General features: G+C 32.7%; 15 protein-coding genes. 14 read left to right on the forward strand and 1 reads right to left on the reverse strand.

Annotated features, from left to right (window positions below; all coding sequences use genetic code 11):
- The first annotated feature begins 179 nt into the window (after positions 1-179).
- The 12 genes from I580_RS02545 to I580_RS02600 all read left to right on the forward strand — a co-directional run bounded on the left by I580_RS02545 (position 180) and on the right by I580_RS02600 (position 11,448).
- Positions 180-884, forward strand: a complete 705-nt coding sequence (locus tag I580_RS02545) for an ABC transporter ATP-binding protein (RefSeq protein ID WP_010772878.1) — start codon at positions 180-182, stop codon at positions 882-884.
- Positions 878-3,187, forward strand: a complete 2,310-nt coding sequence (locus I580_RS02550) for an ABC transporter permease (protein ID WP_010772877.1) — start codon at positions 878-880, stop codon at positions 3,185-3,187. Before I580_RS02545 ends, I580_RS02550 begins: the two co-directional genes overlap by 7 nt.
- Before the next feature lie 374 nt (positions 3,188-3,561).
- On the forward strand, positions 3,562-3,711 hold the full coding sequence (locus tag I580_RS02555) for a listeriolysin S family TOMM bacteriocin (RefSeq protein ID WP_010772876.1): 150 nt from the start codon (positions 3,562-3,564) through the stop codon (positions 3,709-3,711).
- A 52-nt stretch (positions 3,712-3,763) separates the two neighbouring features.
- Positions 3,764-4,654 carry an ATP-binding cassette domain-containing protein gene (locus I580_RS02560; protein WP_010772875.1) on the forward strand — a complete coding sequence of 297 codons (891 nt, stop codon included), beginning with the start codon at positions 3,764-3,766 and terminating at the stop codon, positions 4,652-4,654.
- Positions 4,654-5,397 carry an ABC transporter permease gene (locus I580_RS02565; protein WP_010772874.1) on the forward strand — a complete coding sequence of 248 codons (744 nt, stop codon included), beginning with the start codon at positions 4,654-4,656 and terminating at the stop codon, positions 5,395-5,397. The genes I580_RS02560 and I580_RS02565 overlap by 1 nt, the downstream gene beginning before the upstream one ends.
- Before the next feature lie 57 nt (positions 5,398-5,454).
- Positions 5,455-5,772, forward strand: a complete 318-nt coding sequence (locus I580_RS02570) for an LlsX family protein (protein WP_010772873.1) — start codon at positions 5,455-5,457, stop codon at positions 5,770-5,772.
- Entirely contained in the window at positions 5,769-6,644 is an 876-nt protein-coding gene (locus I580_RS02575) for a SagB family peptide dehydrogenase (protein ID WP_010772872.1), read from the forward strand. The genes I580_RS02570 and I580_RS02575 overlap by 4 nt, the downstream gene beginning before the upstream one ends.
- A 7-nt stretch (positions 6,645-6,651) precedes the next feature.
- Positions 6,652-7,569 carry a SagC family bacteriocin biosynthesis cyclodehydratase gene (locus I580_RS02580; protein ID WP_010772871.1) on the forward strand — a complete coding sequence of 306 codons (918 nt, stop codon included), beginning with the start codon at positions 6,652-6,654 and terminating at the stop codon, positions 7,567-7,569.
- Positions 7,562-8,875, forward strand: a complete 1,314-nt coding sequence (locus I580_RS02585) for a YcaO-like family protein (RefSeq protein ID WP_010772870.1) — start codon at positions 7,562-7,564, stop codon at positions 8,873-8,875. The genes I580_RS02580 and I580_RS02585 overlap by 8 nt, the downstream gene beginning before the upstream one ends.
- 31 nt (positions 8,876-8,906) lie before the next feature.
- Positions 8,907-9,455 carry a CPBP family intramembrane glutamic endopeptidase gene (locus I580_RS17380; RefSeq protein ID WP_342662814.1) on the forward strand — a complete coding sequence of 183 codons (549 nt, stop codon included), beginning with the start codon at positions 8,907-8,909 and terminating at the stop codon, positions 9,453-9,455.
- 390 nt (positions 9,456-9,845) lie between these two features.
- Complete coding sequence (locus I580_RS02595) at positions 9,846-10,514, forward strand: TetR/AcrR family transcriptional regulator (RefSeq protein ID WP_010772869.1); 669 nt, start codon at positions 9,846-9,848, stop codon at positions 10,512-10,514.
- Positions 10,492-11,448, forward strand: a complete 957-nt coding sequence (locus tag I580_RS02600; protein WP_010772868.1) for an alpha/beta fold hydrolase — start codon at positions 10,492-10,494, stop codon at positions 11,446-11,448. The genes I580_RS02595 and I580_RS02600 overlap by 23 nt, the downstream gene beginning before the upstream one ends.
- 587 nt (positions 11,449-12,035) lie before the next feature.
- Here the strand turns inward: I580_RS02600 and I580_RS02605 are convergent.
- Positions 12,036-13,439, reverse strand: coding sequence for a MucBP domain-containing protein (locus I580_RS02605; protein ID WP_034860373.1), 1,404 nt, complete (start codon positions 13,437-13,439; stop codon positions 12,036-12,038).
- Positions 13,440-13,942: 503 nt separating this feature from the next.
- On the opposite strand from I580_RS02605, the gene I580_RS02610 reads away from it, so the two are divergent.
- Positions 13,943-14,311: a DUF2620 domain-containing protein gene (locus I580_RS02610; protein ID WP_010772865.1), complete on the forward strand. Its 369-nt coding sequence runs from the start codon at positions 13,943-13,945 to the stop codon at positions 14,309-14,311.
- Between the two features lie 4 nt (positions 14,312-14,315).
- Positions 14,316-15,623 (forward strand): YhfT family protein, encoded by a 1,308-nt coding sequence (locus I580_RS02615; RefSeq protein ID WP_010772864.1) that lies wholly within the window; start codon positions 14,316-14,318, stop codon positions 15,621-15,623.
- Positions 15,624-15,634 lie beyond the last annotated feature (11 nt).

Genomic DNA, 15,634 nt, shown 5'->3' on the forward strand with positions numbered 1-15,634 from the left:
TTATAATAATTGGATATCAGAAATCAAAAAGAAAAAACAATAAATTATCTAAAGTAAGCATTAAAGGTTGTTGACTAAAAGTATGCAGTTCTATACAATTAAAATATGATTAAATGAACATTTAATCATATTTAGAGTTGTTGGATTTCAAGAAAGAGTTAAAAAAAGGAGGAAAAACAATGACATACATCAATTTTAAAGAGGTCAGCAAAGAATACCAAGTAAGTGGGGAAGTCACAGTAAACGCTGTAAACCAAGTAAATTTCACGATTAATGAAGGGGAGTTTGTCGTAATCGTCGGTGCAAGTGGCGCTGGAAAAACAACCCTTTTGAACCTACTAGGTGGAATGGAAAAAACAAGTTCTGGTACAATCGTGATCGACAATAAAGAAATCTCTTCACTAAAAAAAGAAAAACTAACAGAATATCGCAGGAATGATGTTGGGTTTGTTTTCCAATTTTACAACTTAGTCCCTAATTTATCTGCTTTGGAAAATATTGAGTTAGCTGCGGAAGTTTGTAAAGAGCCGCTTAATTCTCGTGAGGTATTATCTAGCGTAGGGCTTGATCAACGAGCAGGGAATTTTCCAAGTCAGTTATCAGGTGGCGAACAACAACGTGTTTCTATTGCCAGGGCACTTGCGAAAAATCCTAAAATGCTACTATGTGACGAACCAACAGGCGCTTTAGATTCTGAGACAGGTAAAGCGATCATCAAGCTCTTAATAGATACTTCTAAAAAAATGAATAAAACAGTGATTATTGTCACTCATAATGCAGAGTTCACTAAAATTGCGGACAAAGTCATTAAAATGCATAATGGGAAAATTGCAGATAGTTACACGCAGGAAAGTCCTTCAGACGTGGAGGAATTAGTATGGTAATGTCTCCTTTGAAAAAAATGTTTCTTCGTAGTTTTAAAAAGAACAGTATCCAACTTTTATCAATTGCATTGATGTTGATTTTAGGCGTAGCGATTTATATAGGAATCGACAGCACTTGGAGAAGTTTAAATGATTATGTTGAAACGAACTATCGTAAAGAAAATAAAGCGGATATTGAAGTATTGATCAAACCTACCAACAAAGATTTTTCAGAGCTTAGTGAGTCAGAAAACATTAAGCAGCTCGAAGAACAATTCCTAATAGAAGGGGCAATTACAGGTAGTGACGGGAAAGAAGTCCTAATTAACGGTGTTGATCAAGAAGCTAAACTCAATCAGTATACGATTATTAAAGGAAAAGATTTAGACAAACAGAATACAGTTGTTATCGATAAAAGTTTTGCTGAAGCAAATCATATAAATGTTGGCGACAGACTCACGATTCAAATAAATTCACTTGAAAAAGAGGTTACGATCAGTGGATTGGCTGTAAGTTCTTCTTATATTTATATTACGCCAGACTCAACGACCGTGGTACCAAATCACGAGGATTACGGTTTTATTTACATGAATAAAAAAGACACTGAATATTTTACACAAAATAGTGTAATGACGAATAAACTCGTCATAAAAGTAGCAGAGGGAAAAGGACTCGAAACAGTCAAAAAGGAAATTGAAGAGAAATACGAACAGGAAATTATTAGTATTCTCGAGTCTAAAGAGACATTGAATGATTTAGCTACCAGTCAAAAGGTGCAACAATATCAATCAATAGGCAACTTGTTTCCAATTATCTTTTTTGCGATTGTTATCCTAATGAGCTTTACAACAATGTATCGTCTGATCAATAAGGAACGAGCGATCATTGGAACGATGAAAGCATTAGGTTACAGTAGTTTTAAAATCATTACGCATTATTTATTTTATGGTATATGGGTGAGTATTATTGGCGTATTTTTCGGTGTTTTAATTGGTTGGAAGGTTATTCCTAATTATATCTGGCGATTTTTTAATGAGTTATTTATTTTTGATCATCCTGAAATTGTCATCAATGGCTACCAAGTGGCGATAATTTCTGCGTTATCCGTATTTAGTACATGCGTTGCCACGTTGATTGTTTTTTATAATGTTGAGAAAGAGTCACCAGCTTCTCTTTTAAGAGAAAAGAGTACCACCAAAGGTTATAATATTTTGTTGGAAAGAATCAAACCTTTTTGGAATGGACTAAGAACATCTCAAAAGTTAACGTTGCGGCAGATGTTTAGAAGTAAAATTAGAATGTCAATGACGATTATAGGTGTGGTTGGTTGTACGAGTCTTTTGCTATCTGCTTTGGGAATTAGAGATACGATCAATCATGTGGCTAGTTCGGTTTACGAGAAATCTTACTTATACGAAGAAAAGGCCTATGTAGCAAGTGACGTGGATCCAAGCGAACTGTATGATAAAACTCGGAATAATAAAGAGGTAGAAGGACTTGAAGAACGACCATACTTTATTCTATCCAATAGTAAAAATAAGAGTGGATTGATTCACGTTATAGAGGATAATAGCTCGTATATCAAATTTTATGACAAGGATAAACAAGTAAAATTAGCAGAGGATCGTTTACTCATTACAAAGAAAACAGCAGAAATTTTTTCTTTGAAAAAAGGAGACAATATTCAGTTTAGAAATGCTACGGGGGATTTGGTCAAGTTAAAGGTGACGGATATTGCAGAGTTGAGTATAGGACAGGGCTTCTACTTAACAAAATCTGCATGGGAGAAAGCCAATCAAGTATTTGTGCCGACAAGTTTCTTGGGTAAAAACCTAAAAGCAACATTCTCAAATGATGAAATGAAAAAAATTGTCTTAACAAAAAAACAAGAAAGTGACTTTTTAGCTAGCATGGGAAGTACCCTTTCGATGTCAATTTTCTTGATAGTGTCTGCTAGTCTGTTGTTGACTGTTGTTTTATATAATTTAGGCACGTTGAATTTTTCAGATAGAGAACGTGATATGGCGACTTTGTCTGTTCTAGGTTTTAGATTTTCTGAACTTAAAAAGATTCTTTCAACTGAAAACATTATTTTATCTCTTTGCGGTATCATTATAGGGATACCTTTTGGGATTAAAATACATGAAAAAATCTTTTCTAATGCAGGAATGGGTGATGAACTTTATTTCAGACCCGTTATTGATCGGCAGAGTTATCTGATTACGATTATTTTTACGATCGTTTTAATTATTATTGTGAATTATCTCTCCAATCAAAAAATCAATAAGATTAAAATGACTGAAGCGCTTAAAAGTGTTGAATAAGATTAATGGTTGAATTAAAAGGTGTCAATTATGTAATTGTGTAGAAGTTGAGTGATGTTTTGAAACAGGACTTGCTCAACTTTTTATTTCTATTCTATATAATATATATATAATTTGATACCAAGAATTAGGGCGAACAGAGAAAAAAGTAGATAAAAATTCGAATGTTAACTTAAATTGGAACTATGAATATAGCAATACGATTATTTATAAAAACTCTGTTTGATTTAAATGAAACAGTAACGGTTTTGTATTACAAAAAAAATAGACGATATAATTTATAATAAGTAAAAAAAATATATTGAAAAGAGATGAAAAACATGTTACGTTAATATTGTATTAAAATAATAAGAAAATGATTAGGAGGTGTTTTTATGAATATCAAGTCTCAGTCAATGAACGGGTATAGCAACACAGGTGTTGGAGCTGAAGCAATGAACTATGCTGCTGGATGTTGTTCATGTTCTTGTTCAACATGTACCTGTACATGTTCTGCATCAACTGCTACAGAAACTAAAAAATAAGGTGAATGAAAGGGGATTCAAATCCCCCTTTTTACTTAGGATGTGTATAGAAATGAATGCTATTTTAGCAATAAAAAATTTGAAAGTAAAAAAAAACGACAAGATGATTCTTGATATAGATAGAGAAATCCAAATTTTATCTAAAGATAAAATTGCAATTTTAGGTGAAAATGGCGCAGGTAAAACGACTCTAATAAATACTATTTTGGGAGAAGTTAGTTTTGATGGGGAAATTATTAAAAATTTTCAGAAGAAGGATTGTGGCATCGTTTTTCAAGAGAACTCATATAATGAATTAATGAAGGTTTATGAATTGGTGGAGCTAGTTCTGCCTCTAAAAAAAGAATCATTGTCACAGTTTTTAGAGAGATATGAATTGGAAGATTTAAAAAAGAAATATATCAAGGATCTCTCCGGTGGTGAGAAGCAACGATTAACCTTAAGCTTAGTGTTGGAAAGTCAAAAATCCATCTACTTTTTTGACGAATTAACGTCAGGCTTAGATTATAAAAAGAGGCTTGCTCTATTAGCGATGATGAAAGAAAAAACTACAGAGGGAACAGTCTTGAACGTTACTCATTATTTTGATGAAATTGAAAATTGGGCGACAAAAATTTTGATGTTAAAACAAGGAAAACTGATTTTCTACGGTTCAATTACAGAGTATTTTGCTATGTTTATTCATTATTCTGTAGTTAGAGTTGATTATAGTGAGCTGGCTAAGCTAGACAACGTTGAAATGGAAAAAATTCCACAGACTGATACTGGCGACGGTGCAGCGTTTATTTGCCATAATCAAGAACTCCAAAGTAATGTGGAAAGTATTTTGGGAGAAAAGAATGCTACATATAATGTGATTAAGCAAAACATTTATACAACTTACTTAGTTGCCTTTGCAATGACAGAAAAATCTGCTCAATCTATTTTGGAGGTGACAAAATAGTGAGATATTTATGGACGAGTATTAAATTACAATTTCGTATTCCAATATCAATCTTTTTTTCATTACTATTTCCGTTGATTATGATGTTTGCTATGGTATCATCTTATGGAAATTTTGATATAGGGAATGGGTATCACTTTGTAGATAAATATTTTTTGATTAGTACAGGTATGGGAATGCTGCCAATTTCATTAATTAGTTTTCCTATTTGGTTAGGGGAAAGCATCCAAAACCAAAGCTATAAGCGTTTGGAATATTTTGGATTGAGCACACAAAATATGATTATTTCTGATGTGTGTTCCTATGTTTTATTAACGGCTTTAAGCATTATCGCTAATATCCTATTCGGGTTTTTGATGTATGGATTACATATTCCTCATGTTGGCTATTTGATTGCTTACATTATTCAGTGTTTGTACAGCAATTTAATATTACTGATTTTTGGTGCGCTGATTGCATTAGTTGTGAAAAATACACAGATACTAATGCCTGTAGGGATGATTTTGCTGTTTAGTTCTTATATTTTAACAGGAGCATTTTCTTCGTTTTCGGAACTTCCAGAGTCGTTTCAAGCAATCGGTAAATTTATCCCTATGAAGTATGTGATGAATGACTTTTTCAATATCTGGATAGAAAAAGAAATTTTTGTTAACGATTTTCTAGTGTTGAATACAGTGTTTGGTATTATATTAACGATGATTTTAGTTCTTCTGTTTGTGTGGAATAAAAAGAAAAAAGAGTAATTGGGTATAAGTATTTTTGTTGGAAAAGGACAATTTAGTTGAGGAGTGTTTAAGTAAATGAAAAAAAAGTTTAATAATCCTACCAATCGTGTCATCGTATCCATTATTTTAGGGATTGTTGTAGGTGTCTTTGTTTGTTTTATGGCGATTAGATCAGGCTATAGTCACATTAAAGGCACATCTTTGTCTGAATATAGTGTAAACGTTTTCGGTTTTTCTATTTTTGACATTCAAAAAAATGGGGGAGAGTTTAAAGGAACGCCAAATAATAGCAATATGATGTTTATCGGTCTAATTTTTTCCATGGTATTGGCTATCGCAACAGAAATTATTTTAGCTGTAGTAAATAGACAAAGAAAGGAAAAAATAGAATGATTGATTTTGAGAAAAAAGGATTTTTTAATATTCATACATTATTGGTAAAGGATGATACAAACCGATCAAATAATGATAATAAACATATGTATTCTCAAATGATGTTTGGGAACACAACCTCGTCAATGCTGAGCTATTTGTTGAACATGAATAAGCAAAATTTAAATGATTTTAAAAGTATTATGTTTTATAACGAATCTAATCTGGCTTCTTTGATCAATGAAGCCAAAGAAGCAGAGGAATTGTTAGATGAAAATACAATATATTTAACTAAAGTAGCAAAAAAAATTAAAACTCAATTTTCTAAAGTTCTTGAGCAGCGACATAGTACTCGAAAATTTGTATATGAAATGATGGATCAGGGCACATTTTCTACAATCGTTAAATTTTCATTTGGTCTTGGCAGCCGTAAACTTGTCTACGATGATTTGGTAGCTAGCACTAGATATTATTCTTCTGGAGGTGGCTTATATCCAATCGATGTTTACCTATATGTTAATCACGTTTCTGGTATTTCAAAAGGAATTTATAAATATCAGCCTTATTCTCATAGCTTGTATCCATTGAATATTGAAAAAATTGATTCAAAAAATTTTTTTGTGGGAGAAAATATTGATATTGTCAACATGAATTTTTGTGTATTTTTTGAATATTCGATTAACAAGAATTTTGTGAAATATGGAGAACTTGCTTTGTTAAACACTCTTGTAGAACTTGGCGGGATTTCTCATAATTTTGATTTGGTTTGTCAGTCTATGTATTTTACTAGTTGCCCAATTGCAGGTTTCAATAAATCGACTATAGAAAAGTTGTTGTATTTAGACGGAGTGAACGATCACATTGTATTTACTAATATTTGTGGAAAGGACTAAGAGTAGCATGAAAACATATATGATTAGAACAGGAACAAAAGTGATTGAAAATGAAATCGATATTACTTTAAAGCGTGGTGTTATTCATAAAAATGAATTGGTTATCAATAAAGAGGATAGCTCCAATGAATTTATAGTAGCATTTCAGGAGTTGTCTCAAAAAAGCAATATTTCAGTTTCATTGGAAGATTCTGTGTATGATGATTTTGAAACTTTAACTAAATTTGGTTTTCTGACAGTTGTTAAAGGTCAGAATGTGCAACCTTTGATTGTTGTTGAGGATGAATTGATTGAAGCGATAAAAGCTTATTTAAATGTAGAAAATAAAATTGTCCCAGCTTCTGAATTCCTATCCTTTAAGGAACTTGAATTGTTAACGGAAGATAAAGATATTTTAAAGCTGTCAGCTCTTTCTGAACAAAAAAAGCAAATGCTTGCTAATTTTGGGCAGATTTATTTGATTACAAAAATGTCTAATTTATCTCTTTTACGTGGATTTAACAAGTTAATGAATCAAACAAAGACAATCAATACGATTGCATTTTTCGATAATGAAAATGTGTTTATCACTTGTATTGAACATGGTGAAACAGGTTGCTACGAATGTTTAGAACAGCAACTGATGACTCATTTTGAAGGTTGTGCAGAAGATTATATGGAACAGACAGAGGTGAGTGTATCAATAGCTGAAATACTTTTTGCTTTATCTATAGTAAGAAAAGAAATTGACAATGTTAGTGTTTATGGTCAGTCCTCTCTATTAGGAAATATCGTTCATTTTAATATGAATAATTACGAATTTTCCTTTAATACGAATAGAATTCAAAGCTGTTGCACAACATGTTCAACGTTCAATAATATTTTGTTTGAAGAGCAGAATATACGTTCCATCAATGTTTTGAAGGAGCTGATGACTAGTGATTGATATTCGAAATAATCTTTCATACAATCAGCTACGGTGGAATATTTTAAGTGGAAATGTAACTGGAATTTGGGATAAAAACAACTTTTTTCTAGGTTCTAGCTCTTTTCCAATCATGAAATATCATTACTTAACAGCTAATTTTGTCAATTTTGAAAAACATATATCTAAGGATATGCCCAAGATAAGCTATCATTTAAGTGGTTATGGTGTTAATTTCAATGAAACATTAGTTAGCTTTTTAGGTGAAAGTGCTGAGCGTTATACGTATTCGTTATTACCAGCGATTATTAAGGATCGTGTCGTTTTCAGCTCATATGAAAAATTGAGACAAGAATATAAACAGGATTTGATATGTGAATTACAATACATTAATTCATATTACTCTGAGTCTGAGCCAAATAATTATATATTGCCAGAAGATGGTATTAAATGGATTGCAATGAATTCTCTTATTGATCCAGAGCAAAAAGTTTGGATGCCGTTACAGTTTGTTACGATGTACACTGAAGAGCTATTCCAAAATGAAAAAAGATATATTACCAGTGCCGTATCAACCGGAACAGCGTGCCATGAAACAATGGTTGAGAGTATTGAGAATGCATTAATTGAATATTTACAAATTGATTCGTTTAATTTGTGGTGGTATGGTGGCTTTGAAGGGGAAATACTTGATGTAGACAATAATGAGAGTCTTTCACTTTGGTTTGACAAACAGCTAGCAGTAAAAAGCTTTTTATCAAAGTTCCATATCACCTTTACAGATATTACTTTTGATAAGTCTATTTATGTAATTCTGTGTGAGATAGAGGCAAAGGATCAAAAGGGAACCCTACCTAAGTATACAGTTGGCGTTCAAGGTGGTTATTCACTAGATAAATCTATTTATCGGGCATTTATGGAGTGTTTGACGGTATTAGAATACAATATGAATGTACCTTGGACTGATAAAGAGAAGTTTTTATCTGTTTCTAAAGAGACTCAGATTATAGATAATTTAGATGATAATGTTATTTTTTATTCGAAATATGGAAAGCCAAGATTAACACATAATACAAATCAAACAAAAAAAGGTCCAGAAAAAGTTAAAAATTTAAAGGAGCTATTAAAGGATTTGCCCGAAATTAGTCAATATGCAGCTTTTTTACCGATCACTCCACCAGAATTTAATCATATGAACCTTGAAGTGAGTAGAGTAATTTTGCCAGAGTTATTGTCCATACATCTTCCTTCATATCCGCCATATCATCATAATAGATATAAAGGACTAGGAGGTGTGGTGAACAATCTTCCACATCCGATTGCATGATTTATTGTTTCTGATTACATTATTTCCTGGAATGTTTCTACTTTTGACGAAGAGACTTCCAATTATTGGTAAAAAGAGTAATTTTTTTCAATACCTCATTTGCCTAAGTTTGGTAACGATAATCAATGGTTTCATTTTTCAGCAAAGTTGGTTTGTGTTGATTGCTGCAATTTCTGTTTTAATACTATCTTTTCTTTTGTTTGCTGTTGAATATTTAATTCTTGAAAAGAAGTATAACAAATTACTATCTGTCTATAGAAAGAATAGAACAGTTATTCAATCTATTGTTCATTTTCCAGTTTTGGAGGAATTAATTTTCCGTTATTTTATTTATCAGTATTGTCTTATTTTAGGATATGAGCACTTTCAATATATCTTGCTATCAACTTTTGCTTTTGTCATTGCACATATTTTCTATCAAGGCGCAGCTTCAACAGTAAAATGTATCTTCGCATTGACTCTGAATTTAGTCTTTATTTTAACTTTAAATATCTTTGTCACTATCTTAATTCATAGTCTATTTAACTTTTTTGTCTATCTAATGCGAACTAGCATGTATGATAGTTATAAGAATTGGTGAATTTTTTTTTAAGATATCATTATTTTTTTCTTTCTCTAGTGATTTTGAAAATATAGATGGACTACAAATAATCTTAAAAATAGAAGATTGAAAATCCTTTTTGCGATTTTCGGTCTTTTATTTTTTGTTTTGAGTGATTCAGTTAGTTAAATGCTAAATAGTTAGATAAAGGTGAATTTGTATAGAATATAAAATTCAGTAGGATCAGATGATGTGAGGAGCCTTTTAGTAATACTTCCATCTCAATTAAATGCTACCAGACAGTAAGTATTCGAAATACCAATATTAGAAGTCAAATCAAAGCATGAAATCAATACGATTTGACATTCCTCAAAAAAAGCGTATGATAAAAACGTACCGATTGAATGTTTTTTTGAAAGGAGAGATTAGATGGCAAAAAAATATACAGCAGAGGAAGCTAAATCATTAATTCTAGATGTTTCAACACAATTATTTATAGAAAAAGGCTATGAAAAAACGTCCATTTCCGATATCGTCAAAGGTTTAGACGGTTTAACAAAAGGCGCCGTTTATCACCACTATGCATCTAAAGATGAGATCATAGATGCCGTTGTCAGACGATTTATTCCCAATGAAATTGCTTTAACAACAATTATGGAAAAAGATAAATTAAATGGATTAGAGAAAATTCAGGCTCTTTTATTTGAAGGAATGTTCAATAGTGAGGCTAGTCAATCTCGAATCCTTAGTTTTACGTTACTAGATAATCCTAAATTCTTTTCAATGTATATTCGAACGACGAATGAAATCATGGCACCATTAGTGGAAACCTGTTTGATTGAAGGAAATAGGGATGGATCAGTCACAACTGCTCAACCGAAACAAATGGCTGAATTAGCGATCTTGATTTTAAGTACATGGTTTATTCAAGCCTTGTTCCCAAATACAGTAGAGACCTTTTTTGAAAAATTAATGGCTGCCAAAACAATGCTTGAAAATAGTGGAATGCCAATTATCAATGATGGCTTTTTAGAGAAACTTGACCAACAAATTATGCTAAAGGTGGCAGAACTAAATGACCAAACAACTGGAAACTAAATCACTTCTTGTCAGATTATTACAAGGCGTGTGCAAAGCTATCTTAGGTATAATCACTATCCTAATTGTGTCCTTAGTGATTACTTTTACGATTCACCAGATAAGTTTGAAAAGCGAAGCAAAACGAATTGAGTCTTATGGTGAGAAATTAAAAGTGTTTGATGGTGAGATGAATGTTGTCGATGAAGGTAAAGGACAGAAAACGATTTTACTGTTACCAGGGCAAGGAACAGCTAGTCCTTATTTAGATTTTAAACCGATGATCGATGAGTTGAAGAAAGAGTATCGTGTAGTTACGATTGAGCCATTTGGCTATGGCTTAAGTAGCCAAACCAATCGACGTCGTAGTGTTGAAAATATTGTGGAAGAAATCCACCAAGTAGCCAAAGAACTGAACATTTCTAAATACACATTGATGGGACACTCGATTGCGGGTCTTTATGCGGTGAATTATGCCCAAGTTTACCCAAATGAAATGGAAGGCTTTATTGGAATTGATTCCAGCACGCCAGAACAGCCTTGGCCTGGTATTGATATGACAGTCTTTGACTTCTTAAAAACAGCAGGTGTTTTTCGAGCGTTAATCAAAGTGAATCCAGAAAAGGGATTAGGTGTAAGTCAAGATAACCCTGATTTTGAACAGATTAAGTTATTGACGATGAAGAACATGAGTAGTCCTGAGATGAAAGATGAGCTTCAAGAATTAAGCAATAGTTTCTCTGATTCTCGTGGCTTAACCTATCCCAAAAATATGCCGGTTTTATTATTTGTTGCAGATAATGATATGAATCAAAAAAATTGGCTTGAGATGCATCAAGATCAGGTGAAAGGTTTAGATAAAGGAAAATTGATTCAATTGCCAGGCGCCCATTATTTACACCATACCCAAATGGAAACAATCGTAAAAGAAACAACCAATTTTTTGAAAAACTGACAGAGTTGAGGAATGACTACGAAAAGAATAGTGAAAATTTTAGGTATTTCAATCGGAAGTTTGTTGGTAGTTGTGGTTCTCATTTTTGTCGGAACTTACGTAAATAATAAAATCCAACTAAAAAAATTATTCCTGAAACAGGTTCAATTGAACGAACAAATATAAAGAAAGATAATTAAATCAGTAGATTTAGTTTTGACCCCAGAGTATCCAGTATTCCTGCGTTTTATGTCTATGGGGACTATTGATTAAGAATTATTTAAAGCATTCACGAATCTAAAAATAGGCAAATAGATAATAGAATGCCATTGAATTATTCAACTAATTCAGAGTATTGTTAATGTGTATATTAAATTAAAAGTGAACACGAAAAACTGCTATTCTATAATTGGGATTACAAAATAAATAACCGTTGAGAAATAAAAAATATACTGAAAAATAGATAAACAAAAAAGTAGAAAAGAAATTGCTCTCTTCTACTTTTTTCTTGAATAACATATACATTCATTTAAAAAATTTAATCGATTATTTTGAAATTTATGGATTAATAGTGTTTTTCAAAACTTTACGGGATGACCTCTCGCTATCTAAAAAATAATAATAGTAGGTTCTAAAGTATAGTTCACAATTACTTCTTTTTCATCGATTGTTCCAGTATTATTAGTATCGTATCCTTTGCTAGAGTAACCTGAAAAAAACACATCAGTCGTGGATTTTAAATAATCAACCTTTATTCCTTGTGCATTATAAAATTTAAGTGTCATATATTTAGGTAGGGAGTATGTTTCTCCTAATGTAGCAGGAATTATAATATCTGTTACTTTTTCATTTTGGTGATACACTTGATTATTATACTCAAGACGCATTTCCAAATTTTCAATATCTTCATTTTCAGGTATATTATAAATTCCATTATCCATTGTTTTGAAATCTGGAATGATGAGTGAAGAATTATTAAATCGAATAATCAACTTTGCTTCATTTTTTTCCTTCTCATAAGTATAAATAACCGATTTTTGTATATCGGATAGGATACCAGAAGTATCTCCAGTGACAGAGTTGAATGTATAACCGTCAATGTTTATCTGTTCCGTTGTATAGGGATCACCAATATTCCCTTTTATTATGGTATCTTCTGCAATCTTTTGTCCATTTAGATCTTGATAATGGACGGTGACAGGTTGGGCAATGACAGGAATCTTTTCATAAGTGTAAATAACCGATTTTTGTACATCAGATAGAATACCGGAAGTATCTCCAGTGACAGAGTTGAATGTATAGCCATCAATATCTATCTGTTCTGTTTTATAGGAATCCCCAATATTTCCATTTATTATAGTATTTTCCGCAATTTTTTGTCCGTTTTGATCTTGATAATGGACAATAACTGGTTGGGCAACGACAGGTGGAATATTCTCACTAGCATGAATGTATCCAATATATTCAAATCCAGGGACTGTTGTTGATTTCGTATATACCGTACCTCTATCCAACGTTTCAGTAACATCTATAGGTAAAGCATCATTAGTTGCTAGAGTAATTTTTGATATTCCAAGTCCTCCTAGAAGCATGCCTATAACTAAGAACTGTTTAAGATGTTTTCTTTTCCAAATGAAGAAAGCTAAAATCAAAATAATTAGTATCACGCCTAAGCCAGTAGCGAAGAGATTGGTAGGTTGCTCATTAGCTTTTGGTAGGGCTGTTGACGGTTTAGCTATTTGAGTCAATGGTTTATTTTGCGAATGCTCACTATCTGAATTGTTGGTTGTGTTCTTCTGTTTGTAGATTAAGCTCACTTTTTCTACATCTTTATTAATGGTAAAGTTTGGGATTTCTTTAATGATTGTACCTTGCATCTCTGGTAATATTTCATCAAGCATTTGGTATTCGGTGATTACTTGTGAAGTATTTTCGGATGCGAATCCTTGTTGTGGGAAAAAAATACTCAAACTTGTTATCAATGCTAGACAAAATAATAAAGGTTTCTTCAATTTGCCATCTTCCCTTTCATTTAAATACATAATAGTACGAAATATAGTACTAAATTGAGTTCTAATTTTTTTTAGGCGGTTTTCATTCTGCCATAATATGCCATTAAAAGCAATAAATTTAGAAAAAATAAATAATAGACTCGATATATATAATTTCAATATAGGTGAAATAAAAGAGTGAAAATATATAGGGACTATAATAGGAGTGAGTCACCATATGTAAGAGATTCAAGTGTCAGTTAATAGTTTAGAGAGTTCAATTGTAAAATTCAGGAGGAAATGGATGTAACTAAGGGAAATACAGAGAGTTGATGAATTTGATTAGTAAGTATTGTAAGTAAGATATGGGCTAACGTTTAAGGGTGATCATATAAACCATATTAAAGAAAGGGTTTACATACGGCGCCGAAGATGCTATAATAACTGTGAAAATAAAAATACATTTTTTTGTATTTTTATTTTTGGTTTAAATATACAAAATTTTGTACGAAAGGAGAGTTATCATGAAAAAAATCGTTATAGGTGGACAAATCGAAAAAGGAACAATCGAAGAACTACTACAAAAATATGGAAAGGGAAACTATGAAATCACCGTAAAAACGGATATTGATGCGGCAATGGCGTTAAAAAGTGGTGCAGCAGACTACTATTTTGGTGCTTGTAACACAGGTGGTGGTGGCGCATTAGCAATGGCGATTGCATTATTGGGCGGAGATAAAACGGCAACATTGGGCATGCCAGGTAAAACTGCTTCTAAAGAAGAAATCAGCCAAAGTGTTGCGGCAGGTAAAATTGCTTTTGGTTTCACTTCGCAAGATATGGAGTTTATCATTTCAAATGTGATGAAAGCGCTTGAGAATAAGGGGGAGTAATGAAATGGCTTTAAACATAGTAATCATGGCAGCATTATGTGCTGTAACAACGATTATGGCGAATACGAAAATTGCTGTTTTTAACGATGCACTAAGACCAATTGTTTTAGAGTATCGTGAAAATAGAGTCACAAAATCTGCATTAGGAACCACAGCATTAGCTTTTGGAATTGGTTACATCGTTGGCTTTATCCCTCAATCGATTGCCTCTAGCGTTATTATTATCCATGTTGTGTTATTGGGGACAGATATTATTGGCAGTTACTTACCAGATAATAAGAAATACTCTATCTGGATAGCTGGAGCAGCTGGCGGAGTTTATGGCGTTGTAATGGGGGCGGGTCTAGGAACAATTCAAAAAGTATTTGAAATTCTTCCTTATAATTTCTTAGATAGTCTAGGTCAAGTCTCATCCGTTGTTTTAGTTGCCTTTGCTGTTTTTCCAGCGTTGGTTGTGGCTCTTCAATATGGTTGGAAAAAAGGGATGATCACTTTTTCAGCAACGGTGTTGGCTCAAGTGATGACAACACAATTTGGTTCGTTTAATTTAGCTAATGGAAATACGATTGTCATTAATGCAAATGCGATTGCGTTGCTTGTTGGGATGATTTTTATGATTAGTTATGCGATGAATGATAAAAGGGAAAGAACAGATTCTCAGGCACAATTGGCAAATATCTTTGCGGAACGAGTAAAACAAATTAAGAAGTATTGGTACTTATTTGCTTTATCCGGCGCATTGATTGCTTTGGCGGCTTCGATGTCAATTGTAACGGAATCTGCACTTTCAGCTCCATTATACCAAGAAGGTCAATTTAATTCAGCTGCTTTGACCGAATTAGCTCGAGTTGTTGGCTTTATTCCATTAGTTGTAACGACAGGAATTGCTACAGGAACGTATTCGCCAGCTGGCATCAAGATGGTTTTTGTGATTGGCTCAATCGGTGCGGCGATGGGACAACCGCTTTTAGCCTTTGTGGCAGGCGGTATTTGGATGTCCATCGAAGTGTTACTCTTAACGAAATTCTCTGTATTGTTGGATCGATTCCCAGGAATGCGTGATGCTGGTGATAATATTCGAACAGCGATCACAAAAGTCTTGGAAATCGCTTTGCTCGTTGGTGGTGTGATCGCAGCAACAGCCATTGCTCCTGCTTGGGGTGGTTTATTTGTTGTTGGCCTTTACGTATTAAATGGTACATTCAAAAAGAAAATGGTCGACCTTGCAATTGGCCCAGTTGGTGCGCTATTAGTCGGTGTGATTTCAAATATTTTAGTGTTACTAAATTTAATGACACCACCCGGACTTTAAAAATTTTAGGA

Origin of the sequence: Enterococcus caccae ATCC BAA-1240 (assembly GCF_000407145.1) — a bacterium.
GTDB lineage: Bacteria > Bacillota > Bacilli > Lactobacillales > Enterococcaceae > Enterococcus_L > Enterococcus_L caccae.